The following is a 20,787-nucleotide window of genomic DNA, read 5'->3' as shown; positions in this document are numbered from 1 at the left end:
CCCCTTCAGGGGTCCCATCTTCTGGATCTGCTGGATCGAGGTCAGGAAGTCCGCCAGATCGAACTCCCCCTTCCCCGCCAGCATCTTCTTCTGCAGCCGCTCGGTCTCGCCGAGGTCGACCGTCTGCTGCGCGCGCTCCACGAGGCCGACGATGTCCCCCATTTGGAGGATCCGGCCGGCCATGCGTTCCGGGTCGAAGACCGTGAGGTCCTCGGGCCGCTCGCCCGTTCCGACGAATCGGATCGGCACGCCGAGCACGCTGTAGATCGAGAGCGCCGCGCCTCCGCGGGCGTCCCCGTCCATCTTCGTGAGGACGATCCCCGTAAGTCCCACCGCGCCGTGGAATCCCTCGGCGATCCGCACCGCTTCCTGCCCGGTCATCCCGTCCGCCACGAGCAGGACCTGCTGCGGCTCCACGGCCGCTTTCACGCGGCGGAGTTCGTCCAGCAGCTCCTCATCCGCCTGCAGCCGGCCGGCCATGTCGAGGAGCAGGTGCGTGACCCCGCCCCGCCTCGCCTCGTCCAGCGCGCCGCGGGCGAGTTCCGACATGTCCTCGCCGCTCGGCCGCGCCAGGAGCGGGACCCCGATCCGCGCCGCCAGCGCCTCCAACTGCTCGGGGGCCGCCGGGCGGTACGGATCGCACGCCACGAGCCCCGGCCGCCGCCCCTCCTGCGCCAAACGCCGCCCCAGCTTCGCCGCCGTCGTCGTTTTCCCCGATCCCTGCAGGCCGACGAGCATGATCACCGTGGGCGGAACCGCCGCCTCCGACTCCTCCGGCGCCGCCTCTCCCAGCAGGGCGACGAGTTCGTCGTGGACGATCTTCACGATCTGATCGCCCGGCCGAACCGACTTCAGCACATCCTCGCCGAGCGCGCGCTCCTTCACCTTCGCGAGGAAGTCGCGCACGACCCGGAAGTTGACGTCCGCCTCGAGCAGGGCGCGCCGCACCTCGCGCAGCCCCTCGTCCAGCATCTTTTCCGTGATGACGCCGCGCTGGCGCAATTTCTTCAGCGCACCGTCCAGCCGGTCACCCAGGCGTTCGAACATCCACCATTCCAGGCATCAAAAAAACGCGATTGGAAGGTCTCCATTCGCGTCTCGAGAAGGCGCCGAACCGCCCGCACCCGATCCGTATTGAGCCGCGCAGTCTAGGGGTTTTCGCGACGTCAGGCAACGAATCCGAGCAACGAATCCGAGCAACGAATCCGGGCAACGAATTCAGGCCGCGGCCCCCGCGGGCAGCGCGATCGTCTCCCGCCGGGCGGCGCCGACGCCCGCGAAGCGGATGGGGGTGGCGCAAACCTCCTCGATCCTCGCCAGGTAGCGGCGCGCGGAATCCGGCAGGTCGCCGAACGTCCTGCACCCCGTCGTGTCCGCGTTCCAGCCCGCCCAGCGCTCGTAGACCGGACGCACGCGGGCGAGGTCCGCGACGGAGTCCGGGAACGACGCGGTCGGCGCCCCGTCGAGCTCGTAGCCGGTCGAGAGCCGGATCGTCTCGAACGTGTCGAGCACGTCCAGCTTCGTGACCGCGAGGCCGGTGAGGCCGTTCACGCCGGCCGCATAGCGGGCCACGCTGCCGTCGAACCAGCCGGGGCGGCGGGGGCGGCCGGTGGTCGCGCCGAACTCGCCACCGAGCTGCCGCAGGCGTTCGGCCTGCGCCTCCGGGAGTTCCGTCGGCAGCGGGCCCTCGCCCACGCGCGTGATGTAGGCCTTTACGACGCCGATCACTTCGTCGATGAGCGTGGGCCCGATCCCGACGCCGGAAGCGGCGCCTCCCGCCGTCGTCGTCGAGGAGGTGACGAACGGATACGTCCCGTGGTCGATGTCGAGGAGCGCCCCCTGCGCTCCCTCGAGCAGAACCCGCCCCCCCGACCCCAGCCCGCCGCGGATCTCGTCCCCGGCGTCCGTCAGCAGCTCCACCATGGCGGGGCGGACCGTCTCCAGTTGCGACATCACCTCGTCCGCGTCCACCCGCCGCTCGTCGCCGAGTCCCGCCAGCGTGACGTTCGCGCGCACCGCCGCCCCCGCCACGATGTCGCGCGTCCGGTCCACGTTGCGCAGATCGCCGACGCGGAGGCCTGTGCGGGAGATCTTGTCGCGGTACGCCGGACCGATGCCCCGCCCCGTCGTCCCGATCTTCTTCGCGCCCCGGCTGTCCTCCTGCGCCGCGTCGAGCAGCCGGTGATAGGGGAGGACGAGATGCGCGCGCCGGCTCAGCCCCAGGCGCCCGTCGAGATCGATCCCGCGCGCCCGGAGCGTCTCCATCTCGCGCGCCAGCACCCACGGGTCCACGACAACCCCGTTTCCGAGGAGGCAGCGCGTCTCCGGATTCAGGATCCCGGAAGGGATGAGGTGGAGGATGAACTCCTCCTCGTCCGCGCCCTCGCCCACGCGCACCGTGTGCCCCGCGTTCGCGCCCCCCTGATAGCGCGCCACGATCGTGGCCTGCTCCGCGAGCACGTCCACGATCTTCCCCTTCCCCTCGTCTCCCCACTGCGCCCCCACCACGACGACGCAACGCACCCTGTCACTGAACATTGTGTCGGCGCTTCAGGCGGAGACGCCGAGGGCGGCGGCTTCGAGGGCAGCGTCGACCGTGGCGAGCTTGGCGGCGTCGGCGGGCTGCAGGGGGCTGCGGGGCACGCCTCCGTAGAGGCCGAGCCGGTCGAGCGCGGCCTTCACGGCGGCGACCCCGCCCTCCGCCACGAGGCTCTTGTGGAGCGGCGCCACGCGTTCCTGCATGGCTCCGGCGCGGCGGTGGTCGCCTTCCTTCCAGGCGTCGTAGATCTGGCAGCAGGAGCGCGTCGCGATCACGGCCACGCCGAGGATGCCGCCGGCCGCCCCGGCCTCGAGCGCGGCGTAGAGGAGCGCGCCGGAGCCCACGAGCACCTGCGCGTTCCGGCCGCACGCCTCGATGAGTTGGCCGAGGTTGCGGAGGTCGCCCGAGGAGTCCTTGATCCCGATGATGTTGGGGTGTTCGACGAGCCGGCCCACGAGATCCGGCGTCAGGTGCACCGGCACGAACTGGGGGATGTGGTAGAGGACGACCGGCACGGGCGACGCGTCGGCCACCGCGAGGAAGTGGTCGCGCACGACATCGGGCCGCATCGCCTTCAGGTAGTAGGAGCCGGAGCGCACGAGGACGGCGTTCGCGCCGAGCTCGGCCACCTCGCGGGTCACGGAGATCACCTCGCGCGTGGACTCCGCCCCCGTCCCCACGGTGAGCGTGCGGTCTCCGATGCGCGCGGCGGTCGTCTCCACCAGCGCGCACAGCTCACGGCGGTCGAGGAGCGGCGCCTCCCCCGTGGAACCGGCCACCACGATGCCGGCGATGGGGTGCGAGAGCCACTCGCGCAGGTTGTTGTCGAACGCGTCGAGCGCCAGCTCGCCGTCCTCGCCGAACGGCGTGGCCACGGGCGGATGCACACCTGAAAGATCTCTCATGGGACTTCCGAAGTTAGGGTCGGTAGCGGGTCCCGCGCGTTCCCGCGGGAACGTCTTCGGGGGTTCGCGCCTCAGGCCGAGGGACTCGGCGCGTTGCCGTCCCGGCGGCTGAAGCCTTCGAACAACCCTTCGAGTCGGGCCAGACGTTCACGCACGTCCGCCATGTCCCGCGTCAGGGCCGTCAGGTCACGACGGATTCCCAGCAGCACCGGCGCGAATATGCCGACGAGCGCGATGCCCGTCCCGATGATCGTCCAACCTTCTGCCGTCATAACCGTCTCCTCGTGTCTCGGGTTCGTCGGTGTCTCGAACCCAAGTTCCGGACGGGGCTCAATGTGGTATCATCGGGGGCCGCCTTCAAGGTAACGGGAAGGATCCATCGGCGTTCCCGCGGGAACGTCAGCGGGGGGGTCGCGGCTCGGGAAGTCCACGGCTGAAGAGTATTTCGAGTCCCGGTTCGGACACCATCGAGGCCAGGTCCTGTCTGGCCGGCGCGGATGGAGGCAGGCCGCGCAGGATGCCCCGCACCTGTCCATTCCCGGGATCGCGCAGGATGGCCATCGGCCGGGCACCGGCCTGCCCGCCGGCGACGGCCCCGCGGGATCGTCCCCGCTACAGGAAACCGCTGCCAGGAAGAGCGGCGAAACCGCGGCGGCGCGACCGATGGCGAGTCTGCCCCGAGGCATCATCAGTAGCCGCGCGTCTTGTCCACCCGGTTTTCGAGGGGGTCGCCGCGCTGGTAGCGGGAGATATTGCGGACGATGAGGTCCGTCTCGCGCTCCCAGAAGTGGGCCGAAGTGCCGCCCACGTGCGGGGTGATGAGGACGTTCTCCAGCGCCCACAGCGGGTGGTGGGACGGGAGCGGCTCCATCCTGAACACGTCCAGCAGGGCGCCGCGCAGGTGTCCCGTCTCGAGCGCCCGGACGAGGGCGGCCTCATCCACGAGGGTGCCGCGGGCGAGGTTGATGAGCACGGCGCCCGGCTTCATGCGCGCCAGTTCCGCGGCGCCGAGGAGGCCCTCCGTCTCCGGCGTCTCGGGGGCGGTGAGGGCGACGAAGTCCGAGGACTCCAGGAGTTCGGGCAGGTGGTCAGGCGCGTCGAGGCGGGTGAGCTCGGGGGGCTTCGGGCCCACGGTTCGGCGAATGGCCTGAACTCGCATGCCGAGGGCGTGCGCGCGGCGGCCGAGCGCCGAGCCGATGCCGCCGTAGCCGATGATGCCGAGCGAGGCCCCGGCGACTTCGCCGGCGGCGGGTGCGGCGTGCAGGGGGCTCGGGGGCGAGTTCAGCGCGGACTGGACCCACTTGCGCTCGCGCTGCGCCCGCACCGCGAGGTCCAGGCCGCGGACGAAATAGAGGATGCCGGCCATGGCGTGGTCCGCCAGCGAGTCCGCGTACATGCCCGCCGAGTTCGTGAAGATGACGTCGCTCTCCCGCATCTCCTCGAAGAGCGAGTTCCGCGCCCCGGCCGCGCCCGAGTGGAACCAGCGCAGCTTGCGGGCGGCGAGGAAAACGTCCCGCCGGATCCCCCACCCGCAGTAGACCTCCGCGTCAGCCACGGCTTCCAGAAGCTCCGAGGGCGTCACGCGCACGCCGTCCCCCGTCGCCTCGAGCGCGACGCGGACCGACTCGATCTCCCACTCCGGGTCCAGCGCGCCGCGGATGCGTTCGAACGACCATTCCGGCATCGACCAGTGGGGGGTCTCCGGCGCGTACATCCAGATCACGAAGCGGCGCAAGGCGACTCCTGGGCTAGCGCAGACCGGCGTCCAGCGTGCGGGGGCCCACGCCCATGCGCTCGCGCACGACCTCCATCGTGCGGGCGGCCTCGGCCCGGGCGCGCTCCGCCCCCGCCGCCAGGATCTCGATCACCCGCTCCGGGTGCGCGCGCAGTTCCGCCGCGCGTTCGCGCACCGGCGCGAGGTCCTCGGCCACGTTGTCCGTGAGTTGCCGCTTGCAGGCGACGCAGCCAATCCCCGCCGTCTGGCAGAGGATCTCGATCTCCTCGCGATCCGCCGGGTCGGTGAAGAACTCGTGCAGGGCGAAGACGTTGCACACGTGCGGGTTGCCGGGATCATCCTTCCGCACCCGCGCCGGGTCCGTGACCGCCGTGCGCAGCCGCGCCCACAGTTCGTCCGGCTCGGCGTCCATCCGCACCGTGTTGTCCTTCGACTTCGACATCTTCGCCACGCCGTCGAGCCCGCGGACGCGAGCCCCCGTCCCCACCAGCGTCTCCGGTTCCGGGAAGAAGTCGCCGAAGCGTCCGTTCCAGCGCCGCGCGACCTCCCGCGACAGCTCGAGGTGCTGGCGCTGGTCCTCTCCCACCGGAACGAAGTGCGCCCGGTAGAGGAGGATGTCGGCCGCCTGCAGCACCGGGTAGTTGAGGAGGCCCGCGTTCACCGACTCCCGGCCCTGCGACTTCTCCTTGAACTGCGTCATCCGCCCCAGATCGCCCACCGGGGTGACCGTGTTGAACAGCCACTGGAGTTCGCTGTGGTAGGGCACGTGCGACTGCGCGAAGAGCGTGCAGCGTTCCGGGTCGATCCCCGAGGCCACGAGCGACACCGTGAGATCGAACACGCGGCGCAGCAGATCCTCGCGCTCGTACTCGCGGGTGATCGCGTGCAGGTCGACGATGCAGTAGAAGCACTCGTACTCGTCCACCATCGCCGCCCAGCGCCGAAACACCCCGAGATAGTTCCCCAGATGCGCGTGCCCCGTCGGCTGGATCCCGCTGAAGACGCGCTTGCGCGGCCCCGACGGGGCCCGGTCGGTCATTGCGCGCCGACCTCCAGCGTCTCGTGCGCGAGGATCAGATCGCCCCGTTCCCGAATATCCCCCCCAGGCTCCTCGCGTAGAGCCGCCATCTCCTCACGAAGCTCCGCGCGTAGAGCCGCCATCTCCTCACGAAACTCCGCGCGGAGAGCTGCCATCTCCTCGCGGAGAGCCGCCACGCTCTCGTGCAGTTCCTCGCGGAGAGCCGTGACGTCCTCGCGTAGAGCCGTGACGTCTTCGCGCAGACCTTCAACCTGGACCTCGACCCGAGTCACCCGCGTGACGAGTTCGAGTTGCGTCGCGTGAAGGGCGGTCGTCCGCTCCCACAGGATAGAGAAGCCGCCCGCCACGACCGCGAGCGCGAGGGTGAGCGAAAGGCTCAGGTTCCAGCGCGTGATCATGATCCCGTCCGCCGCGCGGTGCGCCGCCGCACGCGGACGGCGACCGGCGTCGGCAGTGGGTTCGCCGACCGCCGTCCGGGAATTCGCGGCGTCTGTGTTCGATTCGGACATTGAGGATCCCTGGGATGATGTGAACGTAACCCGTTGGCTTGCCGCGCGGAAACTTCCGGCAGCATCGCCAACCACATGATCCCGGGGGTCCTCAACGGACGATCAACGGCGACGGACGACGACCTCGGGCCCAGGGGCCGGAGACTCGGCCGTCAGGCGGGGGCTGGGGACGCCCGGTGGGCTTTTTGGGCGGTCAGGATGGCTTCGACGAGGGGGGCGGTGCCGAAGCGGATGGGGTCGGTGGCGGGGAGGCCGGTGACGTCGCGGGCGTGGCGGACGGCGGCGCGGGCGTCGGCTTCGGAGATGTCGTAGGTGGCGAGGGAGACGCCGATCACGCGGCCGGGGACTTCGGGGCAGGCCCAGGCGAGCGCGTCCTCGTAGCGGCGGATCACCTCGTCCAGTTCCGGGAGCACGACCCAACTGTGGTTGCCGCCGTAGATGCGGGGGCGGCTCGGCATCCAGGTGAGGATCATCGCGTGCGGCAGCGTGCCGTGCAGGAGGCCGTGCGTGACGCCGGAGTAGCCGGGGTGCATGAGCGACCCCTGGCCCTCGACGAGGACGATGTCGACCCCCTCGCCATCCTCGCCATCCTCGCCGTCCTCTCCCCGCGCCGCCTCGAGCGTGAGGCGTTCGGCGGCGCCGGAGATGAAGTCCGACACCACCGCGTCCACGGCGATGCCCGTGCCGGCGATGAGGATGCCCGTCTGGCCCGTGGCGGCGAAGGCGGCGCGCACGCCCCGCGCCTGCAGAGCGCGCTGCAGCTCGAGCGAGACGGTCATCTTCCCGGTGTTGCAGTCCGTGCCGACCGTGAGCACCCGGAACGCGTCGGTCCCCATGGCCCGGCCCGCGCCCACCGGCAGGTCCGGCGGCGGTTTGCGGAGGTCGAACAGCGTACAGCCGTGCCGGTCCGCGAGCGCCGCCAGTTCGGGGTCGTCGCAGAGGAAGAAGTGAAGGCCGCTGATAATATCGAGCCCCTCCTCGAGCGCGGCCACGAGCACGGCCCGCCACGCGTCGGGGAGTTGCCCTCCCTGGGGCGCGATCCCCACGAGGAGGGCTTCAGGGCGGGGTTCGGTCGCGAGCGCCTCGGCGAAGGTCGCGACGATGGGGATGTCGCCGCCGAAGCCCAGCGTCTCTCCCACGGTGCTGCCGGCGAAGCGGGAGTCGATGACGGAACTCACCCGCTCCGGCTGGTAGCGCACCGCGGACGAGGCGGTCTTCGCCGTCTCGACCCCGAAGGCCCCCTCCGCGAGGATCGCGAGCCGGGAGGAGGAAAGCCGCTTCCGCCCCGGGCCCGGGCTCATTCGCTCCCGGCCCGCTCCGTCTCGCCGGACTCGCCCAGCAGCTCGAGGAGTTCCGCCTCGGGGATCTCTTCCGCGTCACCCGCGGCGCCGGCGCTATCCGCATCCGCCCCGGCATCCGCCGCGGCCCCCGCGTCCTCGCCCGAACCGAGCGCCTTCACCTCCTCGGGCTCGGCGGAGGGGAGGAGGCCCATGGAGGCCTTCATCTCCAGCAGCCGGTCCTCCACGGCGGCGTCGCCCCCCGCCTCCAGCGCCTTGAACTCGCTGAGGAGCGTGTCGCCGGTGAGTTCCTCGGTGACCTCCGCGCTCGCGAGCGCCTGGCGCTCCGCCTGCTCGATCCTCTCCGTCATCTGATCGAAGGCGCGGAAGGCGCTCTTGTCGTGGAGCCCCTGCATCGTGTCGTGGATGCGCTTCTGGGCCTCCGCGCGCTTCTGCTTCGCGATGAGGAGATTCTTCTTGCGCTTCGCCTCCTCGATCTTCGCGTTCAGTTGCCGCAGCGAGTCCTTGAGCTTCTCGGTCTCGGCGCGGTGGTTCTGCCACTGCGTCTCCAGCTCGCGCGCGTGCTCCGCGTGCTCCTGCCCGCGCACGAGCGCCTGGCGCGCGAGGTCGTCGCGGCCCTCACGGATCGCGAGCCGCGCCCGCCGTTCCCACTCCTGCGCCGTCGAGCGCGACTCCTCGAACTGCGCCCGCAGCTTGCGCTCGTCGGCGATCGCGACCGCCACCTCCTGCTTCGCCTGGGCGAGCTGGCGGCGCATGTCCTCGATGATCGTGGTGAGCATCTTCTCGGGGTTCTCGGCCCGAGCGATGAGGTCGTTGAGGTTCGATCGAATCAGCCGGGAAAGTCGGTCAAGGACACCCATGGTGTATGCTCGTTTCCTGTGCTTGCTCTTCAGTCGGTGGATATGTCGGCGGTGAGGCTGTCCCAATGGGAGGTCAGCGCGAGGGTGAGGCTCTCCAGCGTGGCGCGGAACTCCGAGAAGTCGAGGTTCTCCAGTTCCAGCGTGTCGCTCAGGATGACCTCTCCGTTCTCGAGGCCGTAGGCCCCGTGGATGAGGTCCACCGCATTCAGCTCCAGGAGCCTCCGGTAGAGTGCAAGCTGGTCCTCGTCGTCGACCGGGAGGTCGCGGATGTCCGCGCGGCACACGAGGACGGGCGGCTGGTAGTTCACCAGGACCCTCGGCTGCCGCTCCGCGCTCGCACCGTTGGGGTGGACGATCCACAGTCCTTCGTCGAGTTCCTGGTAGTCCGCTTCCGTGCGGATGAGGAAGCTCTCTATGTCCTCTCTGTTCAGCATCAGTTCGGTCCCCGCAGTCGTGAATCGGGTCGCCCTTCCGGGCGAGACTCATCCGATGGCGCCCCGCCCGCGAGCCCGCCGCCCTCGAGGAGGCGGGTCATGAAGCGCTGCTCCTCCGTCAACTGGTCCACCTGGTTCGCCAGCAGCGCGACATGCTCGCGCAGACGCTCGATCTCGTCGTCGTCCCGGCCCGGTTCCACGGGCGTGGGCGACGGGCGGGCCGCGAACCACTTCTGGGCCACTTCCCCGAACGTGACGAGCGCCACGATGATGATGATGAAGACGAAGACGCTCATCGCCGTCCTTGCCGCAACCGAATACGCACCCGGGACCGGCCGCCATCGGTGAATCGAATCTACGAGGCGGCCCGCACCGGAGTTTCCCCGCAGACGGTCGCGCGAACCGCCGGCGGCGGCCCATGATAACGCCGGAACCCCCGCCACGTAACCCGCAGACGAAGCGTCAGCGGGTGGTGCGGGGCGGTTCCGGGGGCGGCGGCGTGCCGAGGGCGCGAATGTCCTCGCGGAGTTGCACGAACCCTTCGTTCATCCTGCCTTCCAGCCGATCGATGCGCCGGTCCAGTTGGTCCAGGTGCCGCTCGAGCGGTTGCGCGAACAGTTTCGTCATCGTCCAGACCGAGCCCACCAGCATGGCGAACACGGTCATCATCGGCAGGACCGATTCCCAGTTCACCCGGCACCCCCCTCCTCGTATCGCGACTCGTTACCAAAACGTAGTTCCCTCCGGCCTCCGCTCCAAAGGTGGCGCCGTTGAGAGTCCCTTGATCCGCCGCATTATCATGAAGTCGTCCGAAGGGTGCCGGCCGCCACAATTGCAGGGCGTGCCGGATCGACCCATTGTACGAACCGTGTCCAGGAACGTGGAGCCGGAAACATGATGAAGAACCCTGATCGCTTGATTGCCGGTATGAGCGGGCTCCTGTCGCTCGTCACGCTCCTCTCCCTCTGGTTCAGCGGCGTCTGGCATCTCGGGGGCCGCATGGGCGCAATGGAGGCCGAGATCAGCGGCGTGGAGCAGCGGCTCGAGGGTGTCGAGAACCGTCTCCTCAGCATCGAGGAAGCGCTCCGCGAGGGCGCTCGCGTGTCCACCGCCACCGACTAGTTGCGGGGCAGCAATCGCCCCGCCGTTGGCGTCAGACGGATCCGGGCGCGACGGTGAGGCGAACACCCAGCGCGTCGAGAACCCTCATTACCGTACCGAGCCGCGGATCACGCTCGCCGGATAGCGACTTGTACAGGCTCGGGCGGCCCAGTCGAGCCCCCCGGGCGACCGTGGTCATGCCCATGGCGCGGGCGACGTTGCCCACCGCCTTCGCAAAATACTCCGGGTCGTTCTCCGCCAGCGCGGCCTTCAGGTATTCGAGGCGCGCTTCGTCGTCATCGAGAAACTCGGCGCTGTCCCAAGGCGTATAGGTCTCTCCGCTCACGCCCCCTCCTTAGAGTTCGCCCGCCATTCGCCGGGCGCGTTCGATGTCCCTTTGTTGACTCGACTTGTCGCCGCCGCACAACAGGATGACCACGGCGTTGTTCCGAATCGTGTAGTAGATTCGGTAGCCCCCGCCTACGTCGATCCGAAGTTCGCCGACCCCGCCCCCAACCGACCGGTGGTCGCCGAAGTTGCCCTCGACGACGCGCTCGATGCGAACGACGATCCGCGCAAGGGCCCGCCTGTCGCGCAGGCTCTTCAGCCATCGGCGAAACGTCCCGCTCTTGACGACGGTGTATTCTACGGAAGAAGGATTGTATCCCATTGGATACACTTGTCAAGCCGAACGGCCATGGCTCGGGAGCAGGCGATTCGAGGGGTCAATCGAAGGACGGTGGCTCGCGCCCCTGCTCGCGTGGCGACAACCCCAGATCGACGCCGTTGCTCGGCCCGAAGTGCGAGCGGATGATGCTCGCGAGGTTTCCGGAACCCGGACCGGCCTCGCGGCCGCCGAAACCGATCGTTGGGCGGCGGCGGTCGATCTCGTCCAGGCGTGCCTCGACGCGGTCGAAGCGCCGATGGACTGCGCTGAACATGTCGTCGTAGTGGTCGCGGTCGTCGGCCGCGCGTTCGCGCATGGCCAAGACGGACTCTCGCACGCCGCTGAGGATCGTCTCGACGGCGTTTCGCAACTCGGCCACGGTCGCGGCCCTGTCTTCCGGTGCGTTTCCGCGGGTCGCCAATGGTGTCTTCTCCCTGTTCCGCCCTGTGAACGTTAGCCGTGTCGGCACGGTCACACAAAAGATCGTGGAAGCGATCAACAGGTCATCAAGAGAAGACGGCGGCGGCGGGGCGGCTCTATTATGAGGGGATGAGAAACGAGACACTTTCTGCCGTTTCGCGCCGGAACGGGAAGCCGAAGGGGCGGCATCCGGACAAGGCGCTCTCGGCGTCGTTCGTGCGCGCGGCGCCGCCGGGGCGGTACTGCGACGGCAACACGCTGTACCTGTTCGTGCAGCGCACCGGGGCCCGGAGCTGGGTCCAGCGCCTGGTCATCCGCGGGCGGCGGCGCGACCTCGGACTCGGAAGCGTCGCGCTGGTCTCGCTGGCCGAGGCGCGGGAGAAGGCGCGCAGGAACCGCAAGCTGGCCCGCGAGGGCGGCGACCCGCTCGCCGAGCGGCGGCGCTCCCGGGACGTGCCCAGCTTCGCCGAAGCGGCCGCACGCGTCCTGGCGCAGAAGCAGGCCGGCTGGCGCAGCGAGAAACACCGAAGGGACTGGATGTCGAGCCTCCACCGCTACGTCTTCCCGCGCATCGGCCACGTGGCGGTCTCGGAGGTGACGAGCGCCGACGTGCTCGAGATCCTCTCCCCGATCTGGTACACGAAGGCGCCCACCGCCCGGGTCGTGCTTCAGCGAATCCGCTCGGTGCTGGAATGGGCGATGGCGATGGAGTTCCGCAGCGGCAACCCCTGCGACCGGCTCCGGCCCGTGCTCGGCCCCCAAAACCGGGTGATCCGCCACATGCGGGCCCTGCCGCACCGGGAGGTCGCGGCCGCGATCGAGGCGGTGCGGGGATCGCGCCGGCCGGCCGCCGGCGCGCTCGCGTTCGAGTTCCTGGTGCTGACGGCGGCGCGGTGGGGCGAGGTGCGGTGGGCCGAGTGGGAGGAGATCGACGACGACCGAGGGGTGTGGACGGTGCCGGCCCGTCGCATGAAGGCGAAGCGGGAGCATCGCGTGCCGCTCGGCCGCCGCGCCCTGAAGATCCTCGACCGGGCGCGACAGCTCGACGGCCACAGTCCGTTCGTGTTCACCCGCGGCAGCGCGAAGCCCCTGTCGGAGAAAACGCTGCGCCGCCTCCTGAGGAAGCGGGAGATCGCGGCGGTGCCGCACGGCTTCCGATCGAGCTTCCGCGACTGGGCGGCCGAAGAGACGGATCATCCCCGCGAGGTCGTCGAGGCGGCCCTCGCGCACGTCGTGCAGAACAAGGTCGAGGCCGCCTACCGGCGCACGGACCTGTTCGAGCGCCGGCGCACCCTCATGAACGACTGGGCCGCCTACCTGGCCCGGGAGCCGCGCACGAAACGGGGTATGGAATGAGGGAATACATGCCGATGTGTAAACGTCAACTCATTTATAATCAGTAAGTTATGATGTAAATTCTGTTGTCACGATAACGGCGGCCGACCCGGCTGGCCTCCAGGCCAACCAGGGCTTCGCCGTCACCGTCGAGGCGGCGTCCAGGAACGCGGCCCCCGTTGCGGTCGGTACGATTCCGGGTTCGAGGCTCCAGATCGGCGGTACGTCGACGATCGACGTCGCGGGCCACTTCAGGGACCCGGACGGCGATGAGCTTTCCTACACGGGCGCCAGCTCCAACGAGGCCGTGGCGACGGTGTCGATGGAGGGTTCGACAGCGACGATCAGCGCGATCGCGGCCGGCGACGCCGTCATCACGATCACCGCGAGCGACGGATCCGCGTCGGTCTCCCAGAGCTTCCGCATCGATGTTCCGCAGGGGCCGGAGGAGGCCACGGTCGTGATCTCGAGGCTGCTGGACGCCGAGCGGAATCAGATCAGCGATCCGTCGGGCATCTCGGGCACGATTTACGCGGTGCTCGATGTGCAGTCGAACGACGAGACGTGGACGGAGATCGGTCTCACGCTGAACGGCGAGACGGTCACGCCCCTGTGCCGCGGCACCGGCAGCACCTCCGCCGACGTGAGCGTGGGTCCCGGGCTCGCCGCCGCGGGGCAGGTCGAGATCGAGTGTGCCCTCGTGACCAACGACGTCGTGGGCGAGTGCGTGGGGATGCAGCTCGATCCCAAGTACGCCAACGGCAACTACGAGTTGGGCGCTTTCCTCACGACCGATACGGGCGACCGTCGCGACGAAGTCGCCTCTCAGCCGATCGCGCTCAACAACTCCGGTTTCGTGCAGATCGCGTACGTTCCGGGTAGCCGCTTCGAGCTCGGGCCGCACACCGGGGGCCTGACCTTCTACGGCGGTTCCTCCGCCGAGGAGGGCAATGTCAACACGTTCCACGCGTGTCCGGTCGCGTACGATGGCACGACCGCCGGTTCGGTCGCGATCCAGGCGAAGGTGACGGGTCCGGAAGCGGCGCCACTCACCTCTGCGCCTCCCGCGCTGGCCTTCTACGCGCGTGGCAACACGCCTCAGAACGGTCGCCCATTGGCCGATGATGAGGCTCCGTTCACCTGGGAAGTCAGCTCGAGCCTCAACTTCGCGGTCGAGAACACGGCCGGCGAAAACGAGCATTGGATCCTCAGCGGCAGCGTCATCGATCCCAACGGCCTCGACGTGACTTCCAAGTTCGAACAGGGAATGAGCGGCCCGTTGTACTTCGACTTCAAGGCGCCGGCGCGAACCAACAGCTCAGAGATCGCGATCAGCAACTCGGGCAATCCGGCCAATTGGGAGAGCACGGAAGTGCGGTACTACTCCGACGGCTCGCCGGCGAACCGGTTCCGGATCACGGAAATGTCGGATATGGGCGTGGGACACGTGTCCGGCTCGACCTCGGCGATCGCCGTGGGCGACTGCTCCGTGCCCGGGAACGCCGACACTCGCGGCAGCACGGCATTCACACCCCTCGAGGGCCTCGACAACGTGACGCACGTTAGCCAGTTGGCCGAGGAAGATCCGCGCAAAGACCCCGTGAACGATGGCGGCGGGATCGACTGCTACGTGGCCGAGGTCCAGGCTCTGGCGGACCGGCTGGGCAACGCGGTCAATCTTTCCAGGGTGGCGCGGATCCGTACGAAGACGGACTTCGGCGTCGACCGCACGGCGCCGGTCATCAGCCGCGAGCGCCCCTCCGAAGCGTTGGTGCTGAATCCGGATGGGGCCACCCTGTTCTTCGAGGTCGAGGATCCGCGGTTCGACAGCGGCGAGGACGGCAGTGGGGTGAATTCCAGCATCCTTGTGCTGGCCGGCAGTTCCAACCCTCGCTCGAACGCCGTCTACTGGAGGTCGGACGCGACCGTCGCCGATGACGGGTCCGTCACGATCGACATCAACCGCGATATGACCGCTGCGTTCGGGCGTGAACGTCAGCACACCGTGTACGCGTGGGCGCGAGACGAAGCCGGTAACAACTCGCTCACATCCTTCACGTTCACGCGCGACGGTACGAAACCGACCTTCGCGTTGTCTGCGGTGCCGAGCGACTTCGGCTTGACGGAGGCGGCGTCGGTGAGCGTGACCGTAGCGGGAACGCTGACTGACGCGACGGAGATCCGCCGCGCCTTCCTGAGCATCCATCACGGCGATTCCTGCGTGGCGACGGACACCGCGCTGGCACCGACGCAGGTCGCCAATCCCGTGCGGCGGCTCCACAACGGCACGAACAGGATCGAGTTCTCCGAGGTCTTCACGGTCAAGAAGGCCGGCGATATTGGCGCGACGGACTACTGCTTCTTCCTGAGCGCCAAGGACGACGCCCGTAGCGCCAATGGCGGCGCCATGGCGAATGCCTACGAAGAGGTCGTTGGCACGTTCAACGTGACGTGGCCGGGGGTCAAGCCTGTCGGGCCTGTGGCCATGGGCACGATCAGCGATATGAGCCTGATGACCGGCGGCACGGACACGCGCGACGTGTCCGGCAACTTCAGCGATGCCAACGGCGACGCCCTGACCTATACGGCCAGTTCGGACGACGCCGCCGTGGCGACCGTCTCGATGGCGGGCGCGGTGGCGACGGTCACTGCCGTAGGGGTGGGTGACGCCACGATCACCGTCACGGCGAGCGACGGCGGCACCGGGACGGCCCAGCAGAGTTGGGACGTGACGGTCACAGCGGCGCCACCGCCGACGGTGTACGAACTCGTCTTCACGGACGCCGACGAGGCCGCCCTGACCATGCTGGAGGTGAACGAGGGCTCCGGAGATACGGGCGCCTCGTACATGGTTGGGCTGTCGCATAACCCGGCCGACACCGTGACCGTCTCGATTGAGGTCGTGGAGGGCAACCGGGTCGTGTATGCGACTCTCAGCGCGGACGAGCTGACGTTCGCGCCGACCGACGACGGGACGGCGCCTGCCGGGCAGTCCGTGACGGTCACGACGCTCGTTGATGATTTCGACACGGACAGCGAGATGTTCACCCTGAGGCACACGCCCAGCGGCGACGCCAACTTCGCGGCGAAGAATCTCGCGGGGACGGTGAACGACGACGACATCAAGCTGACCGTGATGGGGTTGCCGAGCCGGTTCGGCGAGAACGACGGCGATACCCTCGCGCTGACGGTCGTCGCCATGACGGGCGTGCCGGATACGGCTGCCGCCGACCGCACGTTCAGCGTGACCCTCGGCAACGGCAACAGCAGTGACGCCACGTGGTACAGCGACGAGGACGCGACCGCCACCATCACCTCGGTCGATATGGTTCTTGAGATGGACGACCCGAGGACGGACAGCATGGTCTATATCGTCCCCGTGGATGACGCCGTCATTGAAGATCCGGCCGATGTGATCCGCCTCAGCGCCGGCGCCGTGGGCGGCGGTAACGCGGCTGCGCTGCAGACGGGCGCCGTGATCCGTGTCGAGGCCGTGACGTTCCCTCTGCACGATGACGACCCCGACGTGACCGTCACCGTCGACAAACCGAGGATCGCCGAAGATGCCGGCGAGCAGATGGTGACGATCACTGTGACGGAAGCGAACGGTGCCATGCAGACCGTCAGCAGGAATTACTCCATCTCGCTTACCGCGTCGGCAACCGGCGATGACATCGAGTACACGACGGACATCACTGCCGCCGGGCTGTCCGTGAGGCTCGATCCGGGCGAGACGACTGGAACGGTGTCGTTCAACCTGACGCCCACGGACAACGTGGCAGTGACCGTGAATCACACGATCGGTATCACTACGGAGGTGTCGTCGCTGGCCGAAGGCACAGGGACTGCCAACGGCAACAAGACGAACGGCGTGGCGTACACGATCAATACGGCAGAGATCGTACTCGTCAACGACGACACATAACCCCTAGCGGTCTCTGACGAGAGGCCTCACGGAAGCGGGCCCCCGCGAAGTTCTGCGGGGGCCCGCTCCTGCTTTAACGCACTCCTCACAGAGACGACCCGGTGACGCGGTCTCGGGTCGAAGCGCTCCCCTCCGCGGTGCCTTGGCGCACCCGGCGCACGGGGCACAGCTCGAGGGTCGTCAAGAAGGGATCCGGGGGATCCGGCAACCCAGGTCCCGGCCGTAAAGCGGTTCGCGTCGGCCGAGCAGGCGTGGCCTTCACCAGGCCTCACTATGTGGTAAGTAATGAGGTAACTAATGGGCCGCGGCATAGACGGGAAAACCCCCAACTATTAGGGGGCATAGTCCCCCAATTTTGGGGGGCATATTTCAATATCCATCTCCGACGCTCCCCTGTCAACTGGCGGCCGAAATGTGACGGATTCGGTCGGGCAGGAGCTCCCGCGGCGCGCCCCCCGAAGAAGCCGAAGCCCGCCTCAAGGACCAGCCCGCCTCCAGGCCGTCCTAGTGGGCTGTCCGCAGTCCTCGCAGACCGCGGTATGGAGGCACGTCCCCCCTAATCGAGGTGGGGAAGTCCCCAATTAAGGGGGGAAATGGGTTCCAACATCCGTTACCTCATTTGAGAATGTGGTGCAAAACGGTGAGGGACCGTCGCCACACTCCCCACAGCCGTGACGGCTGTAACTTCACACATGTTATGAACATACGTTACGATGCACAAGCAGCGAAAACGGCGTGACAGGCATCGGAAATCGACGGAGGCTCGATCTCGCGCCTTCGGCCTCGGCCGACGTGTCGAGAACTCACGAGGATCTCAAGCTCCGATCCGGCCGCTGCGCACGATGGCCGCGACAGACTTGAGGGGGTGTCCGAAGGGCGTGTGTTCGGGGCGTCCCTTACGGATGGGCCCCGTCTACTGGGTCGGCGGGACGCGCAGTTCCCGTGGGCGGATGAGGTCGGCGAGGCCGCGTATCTCGTCTCGTAGACCGCCGATCTCTTCGCGCACCACCGTACGCAGATCGCGGACTTCCGACTCGAGCCCGGCCACACGTGTCTCGAGGCCAGTCATGCGCGTCTCCAGGCCGATCATGCGCGTCTCCAGACCGGTCGTCCGCGCCTCGAGGCCGGTGGTCCGCGCATCCAGGCCGGCGACGCTGGCGACGAGTTGCTTCTGCGTTTCACCGAGGTTCGTCGTCTGCTCCCAGACGAGGGTGAAGGCCCCCGTCACGAAGGTGAGGGCGACCGTAAGGGAGAGTGCGAGGCTCCAACGCGTGATCGTGATCCCGTCGGCGACCCCCGACCGCTCCACGGTCGTGCGCGACCGGCGGTCGTGAACGCGCCCGCGGGCTGCGTTCGCTCCGGACTCTCTTGCTTGCCCCTTGGGCTTGGGCATGGATGCTCCTCCTGCGATGATCTCAAGCTAGCGATTCGAGCTGCCGTACCAAAGTCCAACCGGCGCTCAAGAGACCATCAAACAGGACCCTCCATGGCACTTGAGGCCGGGTTCCGTTGATACGACATTGATCGTCGCCGCGAGGTTCGGTGCAGACGGGTGAACGCGGCCGCACGGCGCGCATCGCCCCTCGAACCTCCTGTGGAAGGCGGGGAAACGATAGGGTTGGACGTGATCGGAATCCTGAGCGTGATGCTGGCGATCCTCGGCGTGGGCGTGACCATGGGCGGCCTCGCGCTCCGCGGCATCGGGAACCTCAAGGACGATCTCACAAAGAGGACCGACAAGCTCTCCGACCAGTTGGAGAGCGCACACAAGGAACTTCGCGACGAACTGAAGGGCGACATCGTCAGTCTGCGCAGCGAGCTGAAGGGCGAGATCTCCGGTCTGCGTGACGAGGTGAAAGCCGACATCGTCGGTCTGCGCGACCGGATCGACGCCGTCCACTCGGAAGTGGTCGAGATGCGCGTAGCCATGGGCGACCGCGTGGCCAGACTCGAAGGGCGCGTGTTCGGCGTGCCCCTCACGGATACCGGCACCGAATAGCGCCGGTCGGCAGTAACTCGAGCTTGTACGGACCTCCTGCCGCTACCGCGGGGGCCCGGCCGGGATGCCGCGGCTCACGAGGACTTCGAGGTCCGATCCGGCCGCCGCCAGCCCGGCCGACGCGGCGGCCCGGACGGGGTCGCCCGACGATGGGCCGCGCAGGATGCCGAGCACCCGGCCGCTCTCGGGATCGCGCAGAATGGCCATGGGCCGGTCCGTGGCCCGGTCCAGCGTGGTCGATCCGGCGGGGCCGGAGAGCGTGATGCTCGCCAGCCGGCCGACCCACTCGGCCGGCGCGGGCATTGCGATGACGAAGGATGACTCGCCATCGCCGTCTACCGTTTCCTGCATGTCGAAGCTCAGCGAGAACAACTCGCCCCCGGTCTCCGCGCGGCCGGTGAGTTCGTACTCGCCGGCGGAGGGTGGCACGGAGGGCGGGGCGTCCAGCACGAAGGCGGGTTCGAGGAAGGGCTTGCCCTGGGCGTCTGCCCCGCCCCAGAGCAGAAGCGTCCTCGTGGGAGGCGCCGCGGGAGCCGGAGCGCGGGCGGACGCGACGACGGAGGCGCTGGCGTCGCTCTCGGTCCCGAGTCGATAGTTCAGGGCCTTCGTGAACTGGTAGCCGCTGATCCAGTGCGGAGGACCGCAGTAGGACATGATGTCCGCCGCCTTAGGCGTTACGAGGGCCCCGCCCCGGCGGAAATCGTATCCTCGGTCTCCGACCGTCCCATTCGGTTGCGGAAACGCCGGATCCGGGCCGCCGGCGCCGCCGCACGGCGCGTGGCGGAGACTCAGATTGTGCCCGATTTCATGGCCGATCACGAAGGGGTCGGCCACGCTGAAGCTGTAGAAACCGCCGATGGTCGCGATCCCCGACTGCCCGCCGATGACGTATTCGGGCATGATGCCCATATACCTGCCCCTTCTGCCTTCCAGGGTCCAGGCCAGGGCGGTTTCCAGATAGAGGGTGTAGACGTCCGTGGTCGACGTCAGGATGGGCTCGTGGGCCTTCACGTCGAGGTCCCGGACCGGGAGGAGCGTCCGCGTATGCCACAGCAGTTCGTGTCCCTGCGGATCCGCCGCCATCCCCTCGGCCGTGTCGACGATGGACAGATCGGAACCCGCGGCCCACACGAAAGGAACCACGGTGAGGTCGAGCGTGGGCACGGCTTCCACGCGGACCCTTGCACGGCCCGTCTCGGGGATCCGAGGCGCGACCCCCAGTCCGGGGTCCAGTGTGTTGGCGGGGTCCACCTCGACGACGAACTCCAACCCCGGCTGTATGACGGATCCCGGGATCTCGACGTTCGCCGACTTCTCGAGCGCGCCTTCGGCGTCCTCCACGTCGGTGGGGATGGGGGCCTCGGAGCCGGCAATGTCGGCGACGTAGGTCGTAGCACCGTCGAGGTAGAACGTCGCCCTCATCGGCGGGAGGCCCACGCTCGTGCTGCGCGAGGCCGTCACGAAGACGCGTAGGAGCGCCGCCTCGCCGGCGACGAGGGGCACGGGAAACGCCGACGACTGTGTGGCCTGCGTCAGGTACGCTCCCGAGCCGCGCGCCGCCTCGCACGCCCGCACCTGTGCAAGCTGAACTCCGGACAGCCACGCCTGGAAACCGGCTTCGGCGTTCGCGCAGAGCTCCGTGCCGTTGAGCAGGAGTTCCTGCAGCCGAGTCAGAGCCGTCAAGCTCTCGGGCAGCGGCCCGGACAGTCCCGGGTTGTTCGTCAGGTGGAGCTGCGAGAGCGAGGTGAGATCGCCCAGTTCCGGCGGCAGCGGGCCGGTGAGCCGGTTCCCGATGACCGACAGCACGCGCAACCGGGAGAGAGCGCCGAGTTCCGCCGGAACTCGCCACACATCTTCCCGTGTAGTCCGCTAAGGTTCAACAAGTAGATCATAACACGTTATTGGACAACGTGTTCTGTGGTCTCCACGGCGCTCTACCGTCCCTTGCCGTCCATCGCCATCCCGTGTATTCTTCCCGGTGTAGTGCTGCAATAAGTGATACACCAGAGGAAGGAAGCACC

At 68.4% G+C, this 20,787-nt stretch carries 21 protein-coding genes; 4 read left to right on the top strand and 17 right to left on the bottom strand.

The window, feature by feature from the left end; translation table 11 throughout:
* The 12 genes from OXN85_02540 to OXN85_02485 form a co-directional block, all read right to left on the bottom strand.
* The coding region (locus OXN85_02540; GenBank protein ID MCY3598839.1) for a signal recognition particle receptor subunit alpha at positions 1-1,047 on the bottom strand (1,047 nt) is incomplete at its 3' end.
* A gap of 171 nt (positions 1,048-1,218) precedes the next feature.
* Entirely contained in the window at positions 1,219-2,538 is a 1,320-nt protein-coding gene (locus tag OXN85_02535; protein ID MCY3598838.1) for an adenylosuccinate synthase, read from the bottom strand.
* Positions 2,539-2,550: 12 nt separating this feature from the next.
* Positions 2,551-3,444, bottom strand: coding sequence for a dihydrodipicolinate synthase family protein (locus OXN85_02530; protein ID MCY3598837.1), 894 nt, complete (start codon positions 3,442-3,444; stop codon positions 2,551-2,553).
* A 71-nt stretch (positions 3,445-3,515) separates the two neighbouring features.
* Positions 3,516-3,716: a hypothetical protein gene (locus OXN85_02525; GenBank protein ID MCY3598836.1), complete on the bottom strand. Its 201-nt coding sequence runs from the start codon at positions 3,714-3,716 to the stop codon at positions 3,516-3,518.
* Positions 3,717-4,132: 416 nt separating this feature from the next.
* Positions 4,133-5,179: a D-2-hydroxyacid dehydrogenase gene (locus tag OXN85_02520; GenBank protein ID MCY3598835.1), complete on the bottom strand. Its 1,047-nt coding sequence runs from the start codon at positions 5,177-5,179 to the stop codon at positions 4,133-4,135.
* 13 nt (positions 5,180-5,192) lie between these two features.
* Entirely contained in the window at positions 5,193-6,218 is a 1,026-nt protein-coding gene (gene trpS, locus OXN85_02515; protein MCY3598834.1) for a tryptophan--tRNA ligase, read from the bottom strand.
* On the bottom strand, positions 6,215-6,727 hold the full coding sequence (locus OXN85_02510) for a hypothetical protein (GenBank protein ID MCY3598833.1): 513 nt from the start codon (positions 6,725-6,727) through the stop codon (positions 6,215-6,217). The genes trpS and OXN85_02510 overlap by 4 nt, the downstream gene beginning before the upstream one ends.
* 152 nt (positions 6,728-6,879) lie before the next feature.
* Positions 6,880-8,028, bottom strand: a complete 1,149-nt coding sequence (locus tag OXN85_02505; protein MCY3598832.1) for a DUF1611 domain-containing protein — start codon at positions 8,026-8,028, stop codon at positions 6,880-6,882.
* Complete coding sequence (locus tag OXN85_02500) at positions 8,025-8,885, bottom strand: PspA/IM30 family protein (GenBank protein ID MCY3598831.1); 861 nt, start codon at positions 8,883-8,885, stop codon at positions 8,025-8,027. The genes OXN85_02505 and OXN85_02500 overlap by 4 nt, the downstream gene beginning before the upstream one ends.
* A 29-nt stretch (positions 8,886-8,914) precedes the next feature.
* Positions 8,915-9,319, bottom strand: a complete 405-nt coding sequence (locus tag OXN85_02495; protein ID MCY3598830.1) for a CesT family type III secretion system chaperone — start codon at positions 9,317-9,319, stop codon at positions 8,915-8,917.
* Positions 9,319-9,615, bottom strand: a complete 297-nt coding sequence (locus OXN85_02490) for a hypothetical protein (GenBank protein MCY3598829.1) — start codon at positions 9,613-9,615, stop codon at positions 9,319-9,321. The genes OXN85_02495 and OXN85_02490 overlap by 1 nt, the downstream gene beginning before the upstream one ends.
* Before the next feature lie 166 nt (positions 9,616-9,781).
* Positions 9,782-10,012: a hypothetical protein gene (locus tag OXN85_02485; GenBank protein MCY3598828.1), complete on the bottom strand. Its 231-nt coding sequence runs from the start codon at positions 10,010-10,012 to the stop codon at positions 9,782-9,784.
* Between the two features lie 234 nt (positions 10,013-10,246).
* Between OXN85_02485 and OXN85_02480 the strand changes: the two genes are divergently transcribed.
* Positions 10,247-10,441, top strand: a complete 195-nt coding sequence (locus tag OXN85_02480; protein ID MCY3598827.1) for a hypothetical protein — start codon at positions 10,247-10,249, stop codon at positions 10,439-10,441.
* 31 nt (positions 10,442-10,472) lie between these two features.
* Here the strand turns inward: OXN85_02480 and OXN85_02475 are convergent, their stop codons facing one another.
* From OXN85_02475 to OXN85_02465, 3 genes are read right to left on the bottom strand one after another with little or no spacing between them, the layout of a single operon-like run.
* The gene (locus OXN85_02475; GenBank protein MCY3598826.1) at positions 10,473-10,766 is read right to left on the bottom strand and encodes a putative addiction module antidote protein; all 294 of its coding nucleotides are present in this window, start codon (positions 10,764-10,766) and stop codon (positions 10,473-10,475) included.
* A 9-nt stretch (positions 10,767-10,775) separates the two neighbouring features.
* On the bottom strand, positions 10,776-11,090 hold the full coding sequence (locus tag OXN85_02470) for a type II toxin-antitoxin system RelE/ParE family toxin (GenBank protein MCY3598825.1): 315 nt from the start codon (positions 11,088-11,090) through the stop codon (positions 10,776-10,778).
* A gap of 55 nt (positions 11,091-11,145) precedes the next feature.
* The gene (locus OXN85_02465; GenBank protein MCY3598824.1) at positions 11,146-11,508 is read right to left on the bottom strand and encodes a hypothetical protein; all 363 of its coding nucleotides are present in this window, start codon (positions 11,506-11,508) and stop codon (positions 11,146-11,148) included.
* A gap of 128 nt (positions 11,509-11,636) precedes the next feature.
* Between OXN85_02465 and OXN85_02460 the strand changes: the two genes are divergently transcribed.
* Both OXN85_02460 and OXN85_02455 read left to right on the top strand, forming a co-directional pair.
* Entirely contained in the window at positions 11,637-12,863 is a 1,227-nt protein-coding gene (locus OXN85_02460; protein MCY3598823.1) for a tyrosine-type recombinase/integrase, read from the top strand.
* Positions 12,864-13,164: 301 nt separating this feature from the next.
* Positions 13,165-16,767 carry an Ig-like domain-containing protein gene (locus tag OXN85_02455; GenBank protein ID MCY3598822.1) on the top strand — a complete coding sequence of 1,201 codons (3,603 nt, stop codon included), beginning with the start codon at positions 13,165-13,167 and terminating at the stop codon, positions 16,765-16,767.
* A 913-nt stretch (positions 16,768-17,680) separates the two neighbouring features.
* On the opposite strand, the gene OXN85_02450 is transcribed toward OXN85_02455, so the two are convergent.
* Positions 17,681-18,160: a hypothetical protein gene (locus OXN85_02450; protein ID MCY3598821.1), complete on the bottom strand. Its 480-nt coding sequence runs from the start codon at positions 18,158-18,160 to the stop codon at positions 17,681-17,683.
* Between the two features lie 231 nt (positions 18,161-18,391).
* Here OXN85_02450 and OXN85_02445 point away from each other — a divergent pair, with 231 nt between their 5' ends.
* Positions 18,392-18,766, top strand: coding sequence for a hypothetical protein (locus OXN85_02445; GenBank protein ID MCY3598820.1), 375 nt, complete (start codon positions 18,392-18,394; stop codon positions 18,764-18,766).
* A 42-nt stretch (positions 18,767-18,808) separates the two neighbouring features.
* Here the strand turns inward: OXN85_02445 and OXN85_02440 are convergent, their stop codons facing one another.
* Complete coding sequence (locus OXN85_02440) at positions 18,809-20,617, bottom strand: hypothetical protein (GenBank protein ID MCY3598819.1); 1,809 nt, start codon at positions 20,615-20,617, stop codon at positions 18,809-18,811.
* Between the last annotated feature and the right edge of the window lie 170 nt (positions 20,618-20,787).

It is taken from the genome of Candidatus Palauibacter australiensis (genome assembly GCA_026705295.1).
In the GTDB taxonomy this organism is placed as follows: domain Bacteria; phylum Gemmatimonadota; class Gemmatimonadetes; order Palauibacterales; family Palauibacteraceae; genus Palauibacter; species Palauibacter australiensis.
This window is presented reverse-complemented; position numbering and strand designations above follow the sequence as displayed.

Excerpts from the sequence above, each read along its gene's own strand:
- OXN85_02505 (MCY3598832.1), bottom strand. The coding sequence starts at position 8,028 with ATGAGCCCGGGCCCGGGGCGGAAGCGGCTTTCCTCCTCCCGGCTCGCG.
- OXN85_02530 (MCY3598837.1), bottom strand. The coding sequence starts at position 3,444 with ATGAGAGATCTTTCAGGTGTGCATCCGCCCGTGGCCACGCCGTTCGGC.
- OXN85_02495 (MCY3598830.1), bottom strand. The coding sequence starts at position 9,319 with ATGCTGAACAGAGAGGACATAGAGAGCTTCCTCATCCGCACGGAAGCG.
- OXN85_02460 (MCY3598823.1), top strand. The coding sequence starts at position 11,637 with ATGAGAAACGAGACACTTTCTGCCGTTTCGCGCCGGAACGGGAAGCCG.
- OXN85_02525 (MCY3598836.1), bottom strand. The coding sequence starts at position 3,716 with ATGACGGCAGAAGGTTGGACGATCATCGGGACGGGCATCGCGCTCGTC.
- OXN85_02480 (MCY3598827.1), top strand. The coding sequence starts at position 10,247 with ATGAGCGGGCTCCTGTCGCTCGTCACGCTCCTCTCCCTCTGGTTCAGC.
- OXN85_02500 (MCY3598831.1), bottom strand. The coding sequence starts at position 8,885 with ATGGGTGTCCTTGACCGACTTTCCCGGCTGATTCGATCGAACCTCAAC.
- OXN85_02455 (MCY3598822.1), top strand. The coding sequence starts at position 13,165 with ATGGAGGGTTCGACAGCGACGATCAGCGCGATCGCGGCCGGCGACGCC.
- trpS (MCY3598834.1), bottom strand. The coding sequence starts at position 6,218 with ATGACCGACCGGGCCCCGTCGGGGCCGCGCAAGCGCGTCTTCAGCGGG.
- OXN85_02535 (MCY3598838.1), bottom strand. The coding sequence starts at position 2,538 with ATGTTCAGTGACAGGGTGCGTTGCGTCGTCGTGGTGGGGGCGCAGTGG.
- OXN85_02490 (MCY3598829.1), bottom strand. The coding sequence starts at position 9,615 with ATGAGCGTCTTCGTCTTCATCATCATCATCGTGGCGCTCGTCACGTTC.
- OXN85_02470 (MCY3598825.1), bottom strand. The coding sequence starts at position 11,090 with ATGGGATACAATCCTTCTTCCGTAGAATACACCGTCGTCAAGAGCGGG.
- OXN85_02450 (MCY3598821.1), bottom strand. The coding sequence starts at position 18,160 with ATGCCCAAGCCCAAGGGGCAAGCAAGAGAGTCCGGAGCGAACGCAGCC.
- OXN85_02510 (MCY3598833.1), bottom strand. The coding sequence starts at position 6,727 with ATGTCCGAATCGAACACAGACGCCGCGAATTCCCGGACGGCGGTCGGC.